Raw genomic sequence first — 19,115 nt, 5'->3', positions numbered from 1 at the left:
CCCTTAGTATTCAAGTGCATCAACCGCTGTATAAGAGCTTCCGTTGCGGTTACATACCAGGACTACGTCATCGCCTACTTCCAGATCTCCATAAATAGAGAACATATACTGGAGTTCCGAAGAGTCAAGGCTGATGGTCAGGTAACCATCAGAGTCTACATCCTCGCTGGTATCAAAGCTGTCATCTGAATTTGCCTGATCTACTTCAATACGAACAGAAGTTGGTGTCATAACATCCGTGGATTTATAATAAATATTTTTGATCTCACCCTTTAAGAGGATATAAGAGTTATTGCCGGAATTATCATCATTGTCCCAGCCCATGGTGGTATAAGCCCAGATCGTCTTTGATTTTACATTGTAATATAAAACTGCAAAACCAGCCTGCTGCTGGGCGGATTTTACTGCAGATAAAGTACTTGCCACACCATTTAAGAACACATTTGCGTCTTCTGTATCAAAAGGTACAGACTGGGAAACGCTGAAGTTTTTATGTACCAGAATCGGGCCTTTCCGCTCATCATCCAGAATAGTGATGGGATTGATCTCACCGTCAGAATTTAACTCACAGTCTAAGATCGTACCATAGATCTCATTGCTGTCCTTTTTCTTGGTCTTTAACAGGTTATAAAAAATATTCATGCAGTCTGTCTGGTTCACCTCATCGGCAGCCTGACGGCTTACATCCTCGTTTAATTCCAGATAGTTAAACTTGGATATGCGGGAAGAGACCAGATCTCCTGTAAAATCATCATCTGTATAACCTAACATGGTAAGGATAGCCTTTACTGCATCTTTATAAAGGACCGGATCCTCCGGTTTGAATTTTCCACCTAAGTACCCACTCATCCAGCCTTCTCTTGCTGCAATGCGGATATACACTGCATTTGGATCCGTTGCCGGCACATCTGCGTAAACAGAAACATTGGAAGTTGGCAGATTTTCGCGGTAACTGGATGCCTTTACCAGCATTTTTGCAAAGTCCGCTCTGGTAACACTTTCCCTGAAACTGGATATCTCCATGATACCGGTCAGCTTTACAACCTGCTGGCGCAGATTAAAATTGGCTGTGGAAATATTGTCTGCCCATGCAGTTATACTCAGTATAGGAGAAATAGCCGCTGCAGCCGCCAGAGAGCCGCACAGGAAACGTGTGTGGTTTTTTCGTACTTTCATAATGGAAAACTCCTCTCAAACAATTCACATCTGTTTAAACAACTTTTTCGTATTTGTTCATGTTTCGTTCATTGTTTGAAAGTTTATCATTGGTTTGTGAACAAAATGTGTTCTGGTTGTGTTTTTTTGGTCAAAAATAGTCACAGGCGGGACCTTCGTTAATAGCCCAAGAAAAACAAATGCCACCTTGCGGTGGCGCTTGTTTTTCTTTTGGGCTTGTTACATGAGAGGTGCAATCAATCTTAAAAATCTTCCTGCCTTGGTCCCGAACCAGTTGTACTGTGCGCAGTCCTTTAACGTAACAGGAATACATTTTTCCAGTGTATTTTCAAAATCCTTCTCCACATCTGCAACTGTACTGTTTCTGTATAAATAGGTTCCACATTCAAAATGCAGATATAAACTTCTGAAATCCAGGTTGATGCTTCCCACTGCTGCCTTTTCATCATCACTGACAAAGATCTTTGCATGGGTAAAACCAGGCTCATACTCGTAGATCTTCACTCCGGAAGCGATCAGTTCCGGATAGTACGTCCTTGCCAGGAGATAAGCATACTTTTTATCCGGGATATGGGGCATAATGATCTTTACATCAATGCCACGCTTGGCTGCATAAGCCATGGCATTTTTCATCCCGTCATCCAGGATCAGATAAGGGGTGATAATGTGTACATAGGACTTTGCCTGGTTTAATATATCCAGATAGACCTGCTCTCCCACCTGTTCTTCATCTAAGGGACTGTCTGCATAAGGCATGACAAAGCCATCTGCCTTATATACCTCCGGCAGTTTGTAATCCGCCGGCACCAGATACTGCTCATAATTTTCTTCATTCTTACTTTTGGAGCTGGCTGCATCCCACATCTGCAAAAACATCATGGTAAAACTTTTTACAGCATCTCCCTTGATCATGATGGCTGTATCTTTCCAGTGTCCAAAACGTTCTTTCCTGTTAATATACTCATCTGCCAGGTTCACACCTCCTGTAAAGGCGGTATGTCCATCGATCACTGTAACCTTTCTGTGATCCCTGTAATTCTGGTGTGTGGAAAGCACTGGTTTGATTGGTGAAAACATCTGGCACCGGATGCCCATATTTTCCAGTTTCTGGGGATAATGATAAGGAAGGAGCATAAGACAGCACATACCATCATACATGACACGTACTTCTACTCCCTCTGCCGCTTTCTGCCTTAAAACCTCCAGGATACTGTCCCACATATAGCCCCGGTCAATGATAAAATATTCCATGAAGATAAAATGCTTTGCTGCTTTTAATTCTTCCATCAGCTGCTCAAACATATCTTCTCCCAGAGGGAAGAATTTCGCTGCTGTATTTTCATACACAGGGAAACCTGCAATGTGGTTCATATAATCTACCAGACGGCTTCCACGCACACTGGCTGCCCGCAGCCGCTTCTGCACCTGTGGGTCCTGGACAAGATAAGGTTTTGTTTTTTCAACAGACAGATTGACCCGTCTTGCCAGCGCCCTTGTCTGGAACTGGACCTGCACAAACACATATAAGATAATGCCGAAAATAGGGATCAGCAGTACCGGTATGATCCATGCCATTTTAAAGCTGGAATCCATAGGCCGGTTTAAAATAGCGATGACAACAGATGAGCTTACCAGTACATAAGTAATATAAACAAAATGAATATAATTTCCCAACCAGCGGAAAATGCTGAAGAAAAAGGCGATCTGCAAAAGCAATCCCAGGATCACAAAAGTGGTCCTTCCAAAAATGATCCTGAAAAGGCTTCTCGGTCTCGGCTGTGATTTCATGTATATCGCTCCTCATTTCACATTTTTCAACAATAAAATCTACTTCTATCATAACTTATTTAAACAATAATTATCCCACTTTTTTCCATAAAATGCAATGTACACATGTAAGATCATTGTCAAATCTATGTCAGATCACTGGATCACCCTGTTTTGATACACACAAAAGGCCCGGAGCCATATTCTGACTCCGGACCTTTGTCACGTTCTTTTTCCCGTATACATTATATATGTATGTTTTCCTATTTCCCTTATTTATCCAGTTTTTCCACTTCCATATTCTTTGGAAGGATCAGGTTCATGATAATTGCTACTACAAACACAACTGCTACTACGTTTGCAGAGAATACAGACTGAACAACTGGTGAGAATTCAGCCCAGATACCACTTTCACTGGTAGTGGTAAATCCAATACCAATGGATAATGCCATTGCAACAATAGTGATATTTCTCTGGGTAAATCCACAGTTAGCGATCATCTGCATACCAGATGTTAAAATGGTACCAAACATCATGATGGTACATCCGCCCAGTACAGACTGAGGAAGGGATGCAAAGAAGTTACCGATCGGTGGGAACAGACCTGCCAGGATCATTGCAACTGCACCAGTCATGATAGTGAAACGGTTTACAACTTTTGTCATTGCTACCAGACCTACGTTCTGAGAGAAAGAGGTAACTGGCGGGCATCCGAACAGACCGGAAATAAAGGAACCATAGCCATCACATGCTAAGGAACCGGAAATCTCTTCTCCTGTGATCTCACGTCCCAAACCGCCTGCTACCAGTGCAGAAGTGTCACCAATGGTCTCAGCAGCAGATACCAGGAAGATAATGCATGCTGACATGATGGCTCCTGCGTGGAATTCCGGTTTGATCGGCAGCAGATGTGGAAGTGCCACGATGCCGCCGGACATGATCATACTTAAATCTACTTTACCCATAAAGATTGCAACAATATAACCAACGATCAGACCAGCTAATACTGAAAGCTGTTTTAAATATCCCTTAGCAAACATATTCCAAAGCAGACAGGTTGCTAATGTGATCAGACCTAACAGCAGGTTTGAAACGGAACCAAAGTCGGTTGCATAGCCACCGCCAAAGGATCTGGCACCTACAGTAAACAGTGAGAAACCAATAGCGGTTACTACAGATGCTGCTACGATCGGGCTTATGATCTTTCTCCAGTACTTTGCAGAAAGTCCCAAAGTTCCTTCAAACAGACCACCGATCAATACGGCTCCTATTACTGCCGGATACCCGTAATTAGCTGAGATCGTACTAAGTACAGTTACGAAGGTAAAGCTGACACCCATTACAACGGGAAGTCTGGATCCGATCTTCCATAAAGGATATAACTGGATCATCGTTGCGATACCTGCTGCGAACATTGCGTTCTGAAGAAGCATACCAAGCTCTGCTCCGGTAACCGGTACCTTTGCGGCACCTGCGATCATGGTGATCGGTGCCAGGTTAGATACGAACATTGCCAAAATATGCTGAAGACCAAATGGAATGGCCTTTCCAATGGGCACCCGCCCGTCTAGTTTGTAAATGTTGCTGATACTGCAGTTTGCATTCTCTTTCATAGTTTTTGCTGCCTCCAATCTTCCCCCGATTATTCTTTATGGCTTACCTTGTAAACCTCCTCCACAATACGTTCCATGGCATTTAAGATATTCTCATATCCTGTGCAGCGGCACAGATGCCCGGAGATCAGTTTTTTCAGCTCCTCTCTGTTATATTTTTTTCCTGTTCCTACAATTTCTACTGCACTCATGATCAGGCCCGGAGTACAGAAGCCGCACTGCACAGCTGCTTCTTCAATGAACGCCCTTTGGATCGGAGACAATTCCCCGTTTGGTCCCTTCAATCCTTCTACGGTCATTACACTCTTTCCGTCTGCCCACATGGTGAGATATATACAGCTGTCAATGGCTTCTCCATTGACCAGCACAGTACAGGCACCACATTCTCCTACTTCACATCCTTTTTTTACGGATGTAAGTCCTAAGCGGTTGCGCAGTGTATCCAGAAGAGACTCTCTCTCATCCACTGCAAGTTCTGTTTCCTTTCCGTTTACTGTCATATGAATGATCTTAAGCATCCTCTTCACCTCCTGCTCTTCTTATAGCCTCTGCCAGGCCACGTTTTGCCAGCTCTTCGATCAGCTGAAGACGGAACTCCTTAGAAGCTCTCCAGGAAGATCTTGGATTTACTTCTGTGAGCGCCAGCTTGGCAAACTCTGCTGCTGCCTCTTTATCAGAAACAGCCTTTCCTCTTAAATACTCTTCTGCTGCGTGACATCTTAAAGGTGTAGGTCCGGCAACCCCGTATCCCAGTCTTACATCTTCAATGGTCTTTTTGTCAGCAGACAGTTTTACACGTACAGCGCAGCCTAAGGTCGCGATCTCCATGGCTTTACGCTTTCCATATTTAATATACTGTCCGTACCAGCCTTCATAGTCCTCTTTTTTGATAATGAAACCGGTGCAGACCTCACATCTGTCTCTTACTGTGCGTCCTGGTCCTGTATAGAACTCATGGATCGGCACCTCTCTGTGTCCTTCTGGTCCTTCTAACTGGATCAGCGCGTTTAGGGTCCACATACTTGCTGCGGAGTCTGCGGATGTAGCGCCGTTGCAGATATTTCCGCCAATGGTACCGGTATTACGGATCTGAGGTCCGCCTACCATATCTACTGCTTCGCCTAACATAGGAACCAGCTTCTGGATGGTGGGATCATTGGTAATATGGGAAAATGCAGTTGCAGCTCCGATCCACAGATCTCCGTTTTCCAGGACTTTTACGCCCTTTAATTCTTTAATATTGTGGATGGATACCAGGGCTCTTCCTGCATCCTTTCCCTCTCTTACACGGATGAGTACGTCGGTACCGCCGCTGATGACTTCTGCCTCAGGCTCCCGTACCAGTGCTTCCACTGCATCCTTTACATCTTTTGCTTCATAAAATGATTTAATATCAAACATACTCATTCACCTCCCTAGATCAGACCTTTTTCCTTGAATTTTTCGATCAGTCTCTGTGCTGTCATAGGACTTACGTTCATATGAACACCGGTAGCATTTAAGATCGCATTTCTTACTGCAGGCGCAACCGGGATTGCAGGTGGCTCACCCAGAGACTTGTTTCCATAAGGGCCTGTTGGGTCATCTAACTGGATAAACTCCACATGAAGATCCGGCGCATCCATAGCAGTCGGGATCTTATAATCCAGCAGGTTGTTGTTTAATGGACGTCCTGTCTTTTCATCCACTAATAATTCCTCGGAAAGTCCAAATCCAAGGCTCATGCTCATACCGCCATGTACCTGTGCCTCTGCTGTCTTTGGATTGATCAGGATACCGGAGTCATGAACATTGATGATATCCTTTACAGTTACCAGTCCCAGTGGCATATCTACTTCTACGTCTACAAAGCAGCAGCCGGAGGAGAATGTATTATCCAGACACTGGTTGGTCACTTCTGCAGTCAGATGAATGGATTTATCTAATGAATAGAAGGCTGTATCTGCTACTACTGCCACATCAAAGAGGACCGGATCACCACCGTGTACAACGATCTTGCTGTCAACGATGTCTAACATATCTTCCTTAACCTCATCTTCCGGATGGAGTCCTAATGCTTCACGAAGCTTTCCAGCTGACTCTTTTACCAGATCTGCGTACACAGTCTTGGAAAGATCCGTCACATCATGATTTAACATGTATGCTGCATAGTCCAGAATACGGTGTCTTAATTCCGTTGCACATTTCTTGCAGGCCATACCGGATACATAAGTCTGTCTGGAAGCATACGCACCTGTATCAAATGGTGTCAGGTCTGTATCCTGGGTGGATACGATAAATACCTTGTCAAAGGAAATGCCTGTAGTCTCAGAGGCCATCTGGCTGAATACTGTATCTGCGCCCTGACCGATCTCTGTAGCACCCATGGATACCTGCATGGAGCCGTCCTGGTTTAATACCATACGTACAGAAGATGTCTCAAGTGAGATCGGATGTACACCTGTCTTGTAACAGAAAATAGACATTCCCACACCACGTCTTACAGGACCGGTCTGGTTTGCATACTCTTTTCTCTTTTCATCCCAGTGGATGTATTTCTTTCCTGCTTCCATACATTTCTTTAAGCCATATGTATGGAATGTAATACCATTTGCAGGATCTACGAAACCGTCTTCCATACAGTTCTTCATACGGAATTCATAGGGATCCATGCCAATAGCTGTTGCCATATCATCTGTAAGACATTCTGCAAACCATGCTGCCTGTGGGATACCATATCCACGCATAGCACCGGCAGTCGGTGAAGAAGTATAAACAGTCCAGCAGTCAATCTCAGCACCTAAACGGTCTCTGTACAGATCCTTAAATACGTTTCCGCAGTTAGCGCAGATTGCATGGCCATGGGAAGCATAACCTCCGTTGTTTGCATAAGCGTCTAACTGTCTTGCAAGAACCGTACCGTCCTTTGTTACCAGACCACGGCATACACCTTCGATGGCATGACGGGTTCTGGTTCCGGAAATGGTCTCCTCACGGCTGATCTCCAGTCTTACAGGTCTTCCGCCTACGCTCATTGTCAGGAACGCATTTAACGGTTCATACAGCACATCCTGCTTATTTCCAAATCCGCCGCCGATATATGGCTTGATAATACGGACTTTACCGATCGGAATACCCAACGCCTGCGCTGTACAGCGGCGTACAATATGCGGGATCTGGGTAGAAGAAACAACGGTTACTTTTCCGTTTACATCTACATAAGCCCAGGAAACAGGAAGTTCGATATGGCAGTGGGAAATACGTGGTGTATCGTATACTTCATTGATCTCCACCAGATCTTCCTCTTTATATTTTTCTTTTGCCTGTTTTAAGCCGTCTTCAAAGGTAAAATCCTTTGGTCCCATAGTCATATGGGAGTGAACGATCACATTATCTTTACGGATATCCTGATGCAGTGGTGTTGCCCCCGGTGCCATAGCTGCCTTTACGGTAACGATCGGCTCATATTCCTCATATTCTACCTTTACCAGACGGGCTGCCTGTGCAGCTGCTACCTCATTTTCAGCTACAACTGCTGCAATATCATCTCCATACAGCCTTACTCTCTGGTTTAATACTCTTCTGTCGCAGATATCCTGATGCTTTGCCTCTACGCTCCATGGATGACCTGCAGTTGGAAACTGGCAGTCCGGTGCGTCAAAGCAGGTAAGGATCTTTACAACACCAGGTACCTTTAATGCTTCTGTAAGATCAAAGCTTTTTACAAGACCATTTGCAATAGTAGAATGGATCACCTTTCCATGAAGGATATCCCTTGGCTCTAAATCTGCGCTGTATTTCGCTTCGCCAGTTACTTTTCCATATGCATCAACACGGTTCAATCCCTGACCTACAACTTTCATAAACGCTTCCTCCTTTACTAACCTTATGTTCTCCCGGAATCTTTCTGTACTTAATCATGTGAGAAGTTTTTTGTCTGCTGTACCTGAGAGGACAGCCCCTATCTGATGAAAAACAGCCCTTTCCACTTCCCCATTTTGACCTGCCAAACCCCATCGCAGATGCTTACAGGATAACTACGGAAAATGTACCCTGAGGGTAGAAAAAAAGAGCTGACTACATAAACTATGTAGTCAACTCTTAAGGTAGTTGGTAGAGACTCTGGGCCGATCCCCAGGATATACATATCAGACAATTGGTTTATTTGATTGTCTTTATTATATATCTAACTATTTTTTTAGTCTAGATTGAAATTTCTCAAAAATATTTTATTGTATTTGTGCATATTGCACAATTTTATGTAGTTTTTATTAATGATTAATCGCTATTCTCAACAAAAAATAACGAATTTCTTTCATTTTGTCTACTCCAGAGCCTGCCGGATATCCTCAATAATATCGTCTGCACCTTCAATACCTACACTAAGGCGGATCATAGACGGGTCTACGCCTGCTTCTACTAACTGCTCATCTGTCAGCTGTCTGTGGGTATGGCTTGCAGGATGAAGAACAGCTGTACGGGAGTCAGCCACATGAGTCTCAATGGAGCACAGCTTTAACTTATCCATAAAGTCTGCTGCGCCCTTTCTTCCGGACTTTAAGCCAAAAGAGATAACGCCGCAGGTACCGTTTGGCATGTATTTCTTTGCCAGCTCGTAGTACTTATCTCCCTCCAGTCCCGGATAGTTGACCCAGGCAACATCTTCCCTGGATTTTAAGTAAGTAGCTACCTTTAAGGCATTTTCACAGTGCTTTGGCATACGAAGGTGCAGTGTTTCCAGTCCTACATTGATCAGGAAAGCATTCTGCGGGGACTGGATGGATCCCAGATCACGCATCAGCTGGGAAGTTGCCTTTGTGATATAAGCCAGTTTTCCAAACTTCTGTGTATAGATAATGCCATGATAAGACTCATCCGGCTCTGTTAAACCGGTAAACTTATCATGATGGGCTTCCCAGTCAAAGTTTCCACTGTCTACGATACAGCCGCCTACTGTCATAGCATGTCCATCCATGTACTTGGTGGTACTGTGGGTAACAATATCTGCGCCCCACTCAAACGGACGGCAGTTGATCGGGGTTGCGAAGGTATTGTCCACGATCAGAGGTACACCATGCTCATGAGCTACCTTTGCAAACTTCTCAATATCCAGAACTGTTAAAGCCGGGTTTGCAATGGTCTCAGCAAATAATGCCTTTGTATTTGGACGGAAAGCTGCTGCCAGCTCTTCTTCTGTTGCATCCGGGCTTACCAGAGTGCATTCTACGCCCATTTTCGGGATCGTAACCGTAAACAGGTTGGTGGTTCCGCCGTAGATTGCTGCAGAGCTGACTACATGGTCACCTGCCTGGCATAAGTTCATGATCGCATAAAAGTTAGCTGCCTGACCGGAAGAGGTAAGCATAGCGCCTACGCCACCTTCCAGAGCGCAGATCTTTGCTGCTACTGCGTCATTGGTTGGATTTGCCAGTCTTGTATAAAAATAGCCATTTTCCTCTAAGTCAAACAGACGTCCCATCTGTTCGCTTGTAGTATATTTAAAAGTAGTACTCTGATAGATTGGAAGCTGTCTGGGCTCTCCGTTTTTCGGCTGCCAGCCGCCCTGGATACAAATGGTATCTAATGATTGTTTCTTTTCCATGTTCCTTCTCCTTGTATGAGTTTAATGGCTTGCGAAAAACAAATGTCTGCTACGCAGCCGCTTATTTTTCTCTGCACTCATTCCATTATAAATCACTCATACAGGTGCTTCAACCAACCGTTTTGGTCTGTTAGTCAATGGTACAGCAGCAAAAAGGCCCTGCAGCCGCAGAGCCTAAACAGTTTATTTTTCAATTTTATCCATTATTAAGAATTCACATACACATACACGATCCCGGACACGATCAGGTAAAACCAGGTAGTAGGATTGGAAAACCATGTTGTAAAGAAAGACAACATCATGTACATGGCGATCTGGGCGTAGATCACATGACCGGCGGGGCAGGTGAGTTTTCTTCTGAAACGTCCCAACAGATAGCAGACACCCCCTAAAAAACCGCCGAAAAATACCATTCCCACAACACCAAAATCATAAAACGCATCATAAAACAGTGTTACTGTAGTCAGTTCTTCTTTTGTCACAAACAGTGGAAAATCTGCCAGTGACGGGAAGATAAATTTAAGTCCTGTCAGCGCCCATAACGGGAACAGTCCCTTAAGTCCAAAGGAGAAATGTTTTAACTCCGCTGCCATACAATTAAAGTTGTCATAGTTATTAGCGATATACATATATGGCTGAGTGATAAAAATCGGCATATGGCTATTCTTCATCTCAAAAATGCCGTTTAAGTACTCGACGCTATGGCTGCGAAGCACAGTCAAGGCAACATAAGCCGGGATCAGTGCCACAAACAACACTCCCACATAAACCAGGCTGAAGCTTCCTGTCATGGAAATGTAGGTAAATACAGCCATTCCCACTGCAAGGATCAGCTGGAAACGGGAAACGCATAACAGCGGGATCATCACTGCCACAATATCACAGATCACTGCCAGCCAGAAGCCCTTGTATCTTACCAGTCCTCTTCCTCTTCTTGCCATCATCAGACAGTATACGACGGAAAGACTTGGGACCAGTACGCAGGATACAGTAAAGTAATGGATCCCTTTAATATGAAAATAAGAATATGCATGTGGTACGCCATAGGAAAACATCGGCACAAAGCCCAGTCTCCATGCTTCAAAAGCAAAGGCCAGGATAGAAACCAGAGTGATCACTGCCATGGAGATCAGAATACGGTTTGCCTGTAAAGGGGAGTCAGCAGATGAATAATATTTGTATACAGAACCCATATCCGCTGCACTCCAGCCGTCATACAATCTGGTCAGCACCTCAAATACCCACCAGAATGCCATAACTGCCAGAAAGAAGCTGATCCATGTAATAAGCAGCCAGTCCGTCTGCAGATAGGAAAGCTTAAAGCAGGAAATTCCCTGCCCTCCTACAAAAAACAGACAGAACAGACCTCGCAGGTGGATCAGGTTTCCTGTCCGGATATAATCTCTGATATACAGCCATACTGCTGCTCCAACTAAAACAAGGCCGGACAGCACATATAAGTGCTGCCAGGCCAGAATAAAACTGATTCCATAACAAATAAGATAAACTGCCATTAACCTGTAATCTTCTCCACAAACTTTCTCATGTAGTCTTCTACTTCTGCTGTTGTTGCAAAGCTCATAGCCTTGTCAGCTACTGCCTGAAGTTCTTCTACACTGTATTCTGTTACCATCTTTCTTGCGCGCAGGATGGCGGATGCGCTCATACTGAATTCATTTAAACCAAAGGCAAGTAACAGCGGGATCATCATCGGATCACTGGCTGCTTCACCACACATACCTACCATAATGCCTGCTTCACGTCCGCATGCGATAATGTGGCGGATGCTTCTGAGTACTGCAGGATTGAAGGTAGAGTACAGATAGGATACCTTCTTGTTTCCTCTGTCTACTGACATGGTATACTGGGTCAGGTCATTGGTACCGATACTGAAGAAATCTGCCTCTTTTGCAAAGATATCTGCGATCAGGGAAGCGGCTGCTGTCTCTACCATGATACCTACCTGGATGTCTTTCTTGTATGCAATGTTCTTTTCATCTAATTCAGCCTTGATCTCTTCAATCAGTGCTTTTGCCTCTCTTAACTCGTCAATGCAGGTTACAAGAGGGATCATAATACGGATATTGCCATATGCGCTGGCTCTTAAAAGGGCACGCAGCTGTGGCTTGTAAATATCCTCTTTTCTGTCCAGGCACAGACGGATGGCACGATAGCCCAGGAATGGGTTCTCATCCTTTTCCAGTCCCATATACGGGATCTCTTTGTCACCGCCGATATCTAATGTACGGATGATCACCGGCTTGCCGTTTAATGCAATAGCTACTTTCTTGTATGCTTCAAACTGCTCTTCTTCTGTAGGCATGGCAGTACGGTCCATAAACAGGAACTCGGTACGGAACAGACCAACGCCTTCTCCATCGTACTGTAACACCTTGTCCACATCTTCCGGTTTACCGATATTGGCAACGATCTCTACCTGTACGCCGTCTTTTGTAACAGAAGGCTGTCCAATGTATTTTTCCAGTTCTTTTTTGTCTTTTAAGAACTGGCTTCTCTTTTCTTCGTATTCTTTTTCAACAGAAGCCTCCGGATTTACAAATACCTCTCCGGTGCTTCCGTCAAGGACTACACTGTCTCCGTCCTTTACTGCATCCATCAGGCCATTTACTGCAACTACTGCCGGGATCTCCAGTGCCCTTGCTAAAATAGCGCTGTGTGAGGTTTTTCCTCCCAGCTCTGTTACGATACCGGAAACATTTTCCGGATTGATGCCTGCTGTCATGGACGGGGTCAGATCCTTTGCTACCAGTATGCTTCCCTTTGGCAGTAAAGATACATCTACAGACTCCAGACCCATTAATGTACGCTGCATACGCACTTTGATATCCCTCATATCCGTAGCGCGCTGCTGCATCAATTCGTCTCCCATAGACGCAAACATATCTGCATACATATTGCATACATTTTCAATTGCAAACTCACAGTTTACCTTGTCATTTTTCACGCTATTTTCAATCTCCCCTGTAAGCATGGGATCTGATAACAGCATCATGTGTCCCTGCATAATCTCTGCTTCCTTCTCTCCCACGCGGGAAGCCAGATCGTCTGCCATCTTCTGTGTAGCTGCAATGGTCTTTTCCAGAGCCCCCTTAAAGCGCTGGATCTCAGCCTCTGCATCTGCTACCTCATTTCTTGTGATCACTAATTCTGCTTCTTCTACGATCACAGCTTTGCCAATGCCAATACCGGCAGAAGCACTTGTTCCCTTAAACATATGTGTGTCCTCCTTATTAATTTATGGTTTACTCCCCTAATCCGTCCTCCACAATTTTGATCATTGCTGCAAGAGCTTTTTCCTCATCAGGGCCGGTACAGTTAAATTCGATCTCTTCTCCGCATTTTACACATGCTCCAAGCACACTGAGCACACTTTTTGCATTTGCTGTCACATTGCGTACCTTAAAAGAGATTTTTGATTTATAAAGCAGAGCCTCTTTGCAAAGGATGCCTGCAGGTCTTAAATGAAGACCGGATGGGTTCTTGATCACTGTTGTTCCACTTACCATATTTATTCTCCTGATTTCCCGCAGCATATAAACTGCCTTTTTTCTTATTTTCCCCTTAATTAATGACTTGTTTCAGCCGCTGTTGTATGATTGGATGCACCGGAGCTGCTTTCAGCTGCTGTTGTCTCCCTTGTACTGCTTCCTGTCTCTTCCTGAGTAGGTGCCGGTACAGTATCTCCCGGTTCCCTGTCATGGACAATGATCTGAAGATCATCCTGACTTACCAGTTCATAAGCTGCACCCAGTTCAAATGTAACAGTTCCAGGATGGGTTCCAGGTCCCATATCGCTTACATCTACCTCTGCCTCTAAATCATCATCGGTCAGCTGGTCTAAATCTTCCTGTAAGCCCTTGATGCTTAAACGGATAGCATCTCTGTCATACTGGTAACTGTAACGGCTGGAAGCGCCTACCTGGCGGATCTTGCTTGTTTTTAACTCAATGGTCCTGGTCTCTAAAGGTTCTACCTTTAAAGTCACATGGATCTTGCTGTTAGAGTCTGCCAGTTCTACATTTTCCGGAAGATATTTGTTTAAATCAATGATCACTTCTTTGTCTGCAGAAGCACCGTCCATATTTAACTCTGACTTAGGAATGTTGATGGCATTGATCTCTGCCAGATCAGACTTAAGTCCTACTACATCTACGGAATTTACATTACTCTCGATCCCTGTAAAACGGTATCCGTCTGCAACTCTTCCCTCTGTCTCAAAATTCAGCCCCAGAGTCTTTACTTTTAAGATAGAAAGTGTGTAATCTGCCTCTGACCGGCTTAAAGTCACACGATCATCCAGAGTGATCTTATTGCGGTTCGCATCAAAGCACTGGATCTGGGCTGTACCGGAAAGATCAGAGTTTGCACCGTCTAAACGAATGGTGATACCAACGGTACTGATCCGTCCTACCTGTGATTCAGGTCCGCTTACATAAATACTGGTGGGCACGATATTGACGGTTCCCTCTCTGTACCCGGACTCGGTCTTTCCCTCTGTATAGGCAGTCAGGTCAAACTTTTTCTGCTGTACATCTTCCGTAGTCACACGGATCACCATAGGTTTTGCTGTTACAGCATCTACTTTATTATTCTTTACATCTACCTTAACAGGAACTGCTCCTGTAGGCTCGTACATATCTGCCAGATCGATATAGGCCCGGAAGTCAGAAGCAGAAATACTTCCTGCATCCAGTGTACGCACTTTGTATGCTACCGTCACTGTCGTGCGGTTGTCGATCAGTTCATAGGTTTTTCCGTTTGTGGAAAGCACATCTTCGTTCAGCACCTCCAAAGGTACTTCCTTGGTAGCAGTTACGTCCGGGTTGGAAATGTTGGTCACTGCCAGCCACACAAAAAAGGCAAGGAAAACGGAAAGTATCTTTAGTTTTAAGTTATTTGTCAGCTTTTTTCCCATTGATCAGCCTTCCCTTCCATATCTTAAACCGGTTGGAAGAAACCGGCTCTTCTTTCATCAGTCCGGAAAGAATATTCCGAAGTGCCTCTGCTGTTGGAACACTGCGGAGCATTCCTCCTTCTGCAACAGATACCCGTCCTGTTTCCTCAGAAACAACAATGGTAAGGCTGTCTGTTGTCTCGCTGACACCTACTGCTGCACGGTGTCTGGTTCCCAATGCCTTATTAATAGACATATTGTCAGAAAGAGGCAGGTAACAGGTAGCCGCTGCCACCCGGTTTCCGCGGATCACCACCGCTCCGTCATGAAGAGGTGTATTGTGTTCAAAAATATTGATAAGAAGCTGGCTTGTGACCAGTCCGCTGATCTCAATACCGGTCCTCTCGATCTCCTTTAAGGAAGTTCCTCTTTCAATGACCATTAAGGCTCCTGTTTTCACCTTTGCCATCTCAAAAGTAGCACGTACCAGTTCATTGACTGTGCGGTCATTAAATTCCTGACTGCTCTTTCCGTCATCCTGAGCCAGAATACCGGATAACAGGTTCTGGCTGCCTAACTGTTCCAGTGCTTTTCGCAGTTCCGGCTGGAAAACGACCAGAAATGCCGTTACTGCGATCGTTGTAATATTTTTAAGGATCCAGACAATGGTATCCAGACGTAAAAGGACCGCCACAATGGCAAATACCATGATCGTTAAAAGTCCCTTCAGTAAGGTCCATGCCCTTGTATTTTTTATCCAGAAAAGGATCTCATATACCAGGAATGAGATAATCGCTATCTCAAACAAATTCCGGAGGGAGATCCTTGGCAATAGCGTCAGCCAGGATGAGGCTTTCATCATAAGTTCTGTTAAGATTCCCACCTTATATCATCCTCCTTTAGTCTAATTATCGTTATCTTAATTATTTATCTTGATCATTTATCTTAATTCTCTTTCAGCCGTATTCCTGGCTGTATTTTTCTCTCTTGTATTCCGCTTTCTCCCGCTGATCCGCTGTACTTTTACATCGGTACTGCTTACTGCCATCTTGGGGATCGCTTTTACATAATAATAATAATCGTCATCCTCAAACTGTACATATTCTGTACGGGTATAATCTACAGAGAAGAAAAAGAAATTGTAGATCATAGCCAGCATCACAGAAACAAGCAGCCCGAAGATCAGCGTTCCTGCAGATACGGATACCCCGAAAACAAAATCTCCTACAAAGATCACCAAAAGCTGTGCTACTGTTCCAGCTACGATCGCTATGATCCAGGCATAATCTACAGACAGCCTGCGGATCAGGTATACCACCATGATCCCTACTGCACAGGCAGCGATCATCACCATCATTGTCTGGTTAAAGCATACGGACCGGATGATCTGACTGTAACGCTGTACGATATCTACGCTGCCCTCTCCTGTAAGGACGCCTGCGTTCTGCCGTATATACATAAGAAGATAGTATAAAAAGACTCCGCAGCTTACAGGTATTACAGAAATAAGACTGCCTCCCAGCCCTACTAAAAAAGCAACCGCATAAGGCACCTTAAATAAGAAGGCAAGGGGTGTCAGTATCATAAGCCAGCTGTCTCCCGGCTTAAACCCATAATAAAGAACAGCCACTACCAGGATCATCATCAGTGTGATCAGTGCCATTTCCATGGATACTGCATACACATGTGCTACCATCACACATCCTATAAGGAAGACGGCCCCGCTGTCCGGAAGCAAGGCTCCAAAAAAGCACAGCAGCGCTACAACGACCGGATTTTTCAATTTTGCCATATAGCCGATATTGGCATTCATACTTAAGATCGTACACAGGATCAACAGCAGACGGACCACAAAGCGGATCACATAGCTGTATTTATTATAAATTTCTTTCAGGTGCTCTTTCCACAGCAAAAGAACTGTCATAAAGCGGCTCCTCCTCTGTTCTCTTTTCCCCGGTCCTTTCCAAATTTACGGTCCAGATGTTTAAGCCTGGCCACATACATGGTCTGGCTTCTGGATGCAAAATCATACCGTCTGGAATAGATCTTCCATGTAATAAGAAGATATCCCCCCAGTCCGGTCACATAGGCCAGTCCCCAGTTGCGGATCCAGCCGATCAGCTGATCAATATCAGCTCCCTTCATGAGCACATCCAGTTTATAAAGGATCCACATAAGAAGGATCAGCGCAAAACTAAAGGTGTACCCGAAAAAAGAACGGAACAACTGCCCTCCTACATAATCACTTTTAAAGTATTGATTTACAGGGAAGATTTTTCTGCCCTGATGCTTTTCAAACACTGCCAGATCTGTCATTGCCTGGATTTTTTCTTCATTCAGCATAAAGCACTCCTTTTTCTTCTTCCCAATGCTATCAATTTAGTATACCACATCTTTTTTTGTTTTGCGACACCTTAAATGAATTTTTAGGAAGTCTTTTTAATACCGTTCATAATTGAATATTGTATGAAGCAATTATTAATTTTTTATGAATTTCTTTGTCAAGACTTGCATTATTCTTAAAATATGCTATTTTGTATTCTGCGAAAAAGATCACGCTAAAATCAGAAATATTATTAATTTGTCAAATATTTCAAGTATTACAAAGAGGTATATTATGAAAACACTTCAGATGATCCATTATTTTAATTTTGTGATCGCAACTGTATTTGTAGTCTTTTATTTTTATCAGATCGGTTATCTGCTCCTGGGGCTTCTTATGAAACACAGGAAAAATAAAACCGGTTCCCATCAGTTTCACCGTTACGCTGCTGTTATTTCTGCAAGAAATGAAGCAAATGTCATCGGTGGTCTGATTGCCAGTTTAAAGGCTCAGAATTATCCATCTGACCTTCTTGACATTTATGTGATCGCAGATAACTGCACAGATAATACCGCGCAGGTTGCTGCACAGGCAGGAGCAAGGGTGTACCGCCGTTACAACCATCAGCAGGTGGGCAAAGGTTATGCCCTTGACTATCTGTTCAAATGTCTTTCTGCCTCCGGTAAAGATGTATATGACGGCTACTTTGTATTTGATGCAGATAATTATGTAGATCCTGATTTTGTCAAAGAAATGAATGCCACCTTTGACAGCGGACATTTTGCTGCTCTTACAAGCTACCGTAATTCCAAGAACTTCGGTGCCAACTGGATCTCAGCTGGTTACGGCTTATGGTTCCTGCGGGAGGCCCGTTTCTTAAACTTCCCAAGAATGCTTCTGGGAACCAACTGTGCTATTTCCGGAACCGGCTTTCTGGTATCCGGTGAAGTGATCCGCGAAAACGGCGGCTGGCCATTCCATCTTCTTACAGAAGATATTGAATTTTCCGTTAACTGTGCCATTGAAGGCAAGGTCATCGGCTACTGTGATAAGGCTGTGATCTACGATGAGCAGCCTTTAAAATTTGGTCAGTCCTGGACCCAGAGACTGCGTTGGTCCAAAGGATTTTATCAGGTTGACTGGCATTACAGCTGGAGACTGATCAAGGGATTTTTCCAGGGCGGAAGAAAATCATTTTCCTGCTATGATATTTTCATGACCGTAGCACCTGGTATGTTCTTTACTCTTGCCGCTATCCTTATTAACCTGGGCATGGCATTTTCCTATATGACAGAACCTGGTTACATAGCAAGAATGATCGCAGCTGAGAATATTTCCTTCCTTACAAGGACCATTGTTATGTTCTACTTAAGTCTGCTGGTTTATGGTGCCATCACCATGATCAGTGAGTGGAAACAGGTGCAGCTGTCTGCATTAAAGAAGATCCTTTATACATTTACATTCCCGATCTTCATGTTCACTTACATCCCGATCTCTGCAGTTGCACTGGTTAAGAAAGTAGAATGGAAGCCGATCTGTCATGGAAACACTTCCGGAGAGTTGATCACTTCCAAGAGGAATTAAATTAAATACGAAAAATCTTCTTCCTGTAGTTGGAAGGAAGATCATAAAAAGCAAAAAGCGATGCATGGATACATATCATTTGGATATGCTTCCTGCACCGCTTTTTTATATGCTCTTTCTATATGTTTTTCCAATATGTATACATTCTCTGTTCCG

General features: G+C 44.1%; 15 protein-coding genes and 1 riboswitch. Of the genes, 1 reads left to right on the top strand and 14 read right to left on the bottom strand.

The window, feature by feature from the left end; translation table 11 throughout:
* Positions 1–3: 3 nt before the first annotated feature.
* The 14 genes from DW251_RS12160 to DW251_RS12095 all read right to left on the bottom strand — a co-directional run bounded on the left by DW251_RS12160 (position 4) and on the right by DW251_RS12095 (position 17,395).
* Positions 4–1,176 carry an S-layer homology domain-containing protein gene (locus tag DW251_RS12160; protein WP_021869127.1) on the bottom strand — a complete coding sequence of 391 codons (1,173 nt, stop codon included), beginning with the start codon at positions 1,174–1,176 and terminating at the stop codon, positions 4–6.
* Positions 1,177–1,395: 219 nt separating this feature from the next.
* Positions 1,396–2,964, bottom strand: coding sequence for a cardiolipin synthase (cls, locus tag DW251_RS12155; protein ID WP_118301296.1), 1,569 nt, complete (start codon positions 2,962–2,964; stop codon positions 1,396–1,398).
* A gap of 251 nt (positions 2,965–3,215) precedes the next feature.
* Positions 3,216–4,556, bottom strand: coding sequence for a nucleobase:cation symporter-2 family protein (locus tag DW251_RS12150; protein ID WP_118301295.1), 1,341 nt, complete (start codon positions 4,554–4,556; stop codon positions 3,216–3,218).
* Positions 4,557–4,585: 29 nt separating this feature from the next.
* Complete coding sequence (gene xdhC, locus DW251_RS12145; RefSeq protein WP_021869129.1) at positions 4,586–5,074, bottom strand: xanthine dehydrogenase subunit XdhC; 489 nt, start codon at positions 5,072–5,074, stop codon at positions 4,586–4,588.
* The gene (gene xdhB, locus DW251_RS12140; protein WP_021869130.1) at positions 5,067–5,957 is read right to left on the bottom strand and encodes a xanthine dehydrogenase subunit XdhB; all 891 of its coding nucleotides are present in this window, start codon (positions 5,955–5,957) and stop codon (positions 5,067–5,069) included. The genes xdhC and xdhB overlap by 8 nt, the downstream gene beginning before the upstream one ends.
* A 14-nt stretch (positions 5,958–5,971) precedes the next feature.
* Positions 5,972–8,398 (bottom strand): xanthine dehydrogenase subunit XdhA, encoded by a 2,427-nt coding sequence (gene xdhA, locus DW251_RS12135; protein WP_118301294.1) that lies wholly within the window; start codon positions 8,396–8,398, stop codon positions 5,972–5,974.
* Positions 8,399–8,606: 208 nt separating this feature from the next.
* A riboswitch (purine riboswitch) is annotated at positions 8,607–8,702 on the bottom strand.
* 157 nt (positions 8,703–8,859) lie between these two features.
* Positions 8,860–10,137: an aminotransferase class I/II-fold pyridoxal phosphate-dependent enzyme gene (locus tag DW251_RS12130; protein WP_021869132.1), complete on the bottom strand. Its 1,278-nt coding sequence runs from the start codon at positions 10,135–10,137 to the stop codon at positions 8,860–8,862.
* Between the two features lie 206 nt (positions 10,138–10,343).
* Positions 10,344–11,651 (bottom strand): O-antigen polymerase, encoded by a 1,308-nt coding sequence (locus DW251_RS12125; RefSeq protein WP_118301293.1) that lies wholly within the window; start codon positions 11,649–11,651, stop codon positions 10,344–10,346.
* Entirely contained in the window at positions 11,651–13,372 is a 1,722-nt protein-coding gene (ptsP, locus tag DW251_RS12120) for a phosphoenolpyruvate--protein phosphotransferase (RefSeq protein ID WP_021869134.1), read from the bottom strand. The genes DW251_RS12125 and ptsP overlap by 1 nt, the downstream gene beginning before the upstream one ends.
* Before the next feature lie 28 nt (positions 13,373–13,400).
* The gene (locus tag DW251_RS12115; protein ID WP_021869135.1) at positions 13,401–13,664 is read right to left on the bottom strand and encodes an HPr family phosphocarrier protein; all 264 of its coding nucleotides are present in this window, start codon (positions 13,662–13,664) and stop codon (positions 13,401–13,403) included.
* A 59-nt stretch (positions 13,665–13,723) separates the two neighbouring features.
* Positions 13,724–15,073 (bottom strand): CdaR family protein, encoded by a 1,350-nt coding sequence (locus DW251_RS12110; RefSeq protein WP_021869136.1) that lies wholly within the window; start codon positions 15,071–15,073, stop codon positions 13,724–13,726.
* Positions 15,051–15,914: a diadenylate cyclase CdaA gene (gene cdaA, locus DW251_RS12105; protein WP_118301310.1), complete on the bottom strand. Its 864-nt coding sequence runs from the start codon at positions 15,912–15,914 to the stop codon at positions 15,051–15,053. Before cdaA ends, DW251_RS12110 begins: the two co-directional genes overlap by 23 nt.
* Positions 15,915–15,992: 78 nt before the next feature.
* On the bottom strand, positions 15,993–16,976 hold the full coding sequence (locus tag DW251_RS12100) for an ABC transporter permease (protein ID WP_118301292.1): 984 nt from the start codon (positions 16,974–16,976) through the stop codon (positions 15,993–15,995).
* On the bottom strand, positions 16,973–17,395 hold the full coding sequence (locus tag DW251_RS12095; protein ID WP_021869139.1) for a hypothetical protein: 423 nt from the start codon (positions 17,393–17,395) through the stop codon (positions 16,973–16,975). Before DW251_RS12095 ends, DW251_RS12100 begins: the two co-directional genes overlap by 4 nt.
* Before the next feature lie 274 nt (positions 17,396–17,669).
* On the opposite strand from DW251_RS12095, the gene DW251_RS12090 reads away from it, so the two are divergent.
* A complete protein-coding gene (locus tag DW251_RS12090; RefSeq protein ID WP_021869140.1) occupies positions 17,670–18,959 on the top strand; it encodes a glycosyltransferase family 2 protein in 1,290 nt (429 codons plus the stop codon).
* The last annotated feature ends 156 nt before the right edge of the window (positions 18,960–19,115 follow it).

It is taken from the genome of Clostridium sp. AM22-11AC, assembly GCF_003473545.1.
Lineage (GTDB): Bacteria > Bacillota > Clostridia > Lachnospirales > Lachnospiraceae > Enterocloster.
The sequence above is the reverse complement of the archived record's forward strand: the minus strand, read 5'-3'. Positions and strand labels throughout refer to the sequence as shown.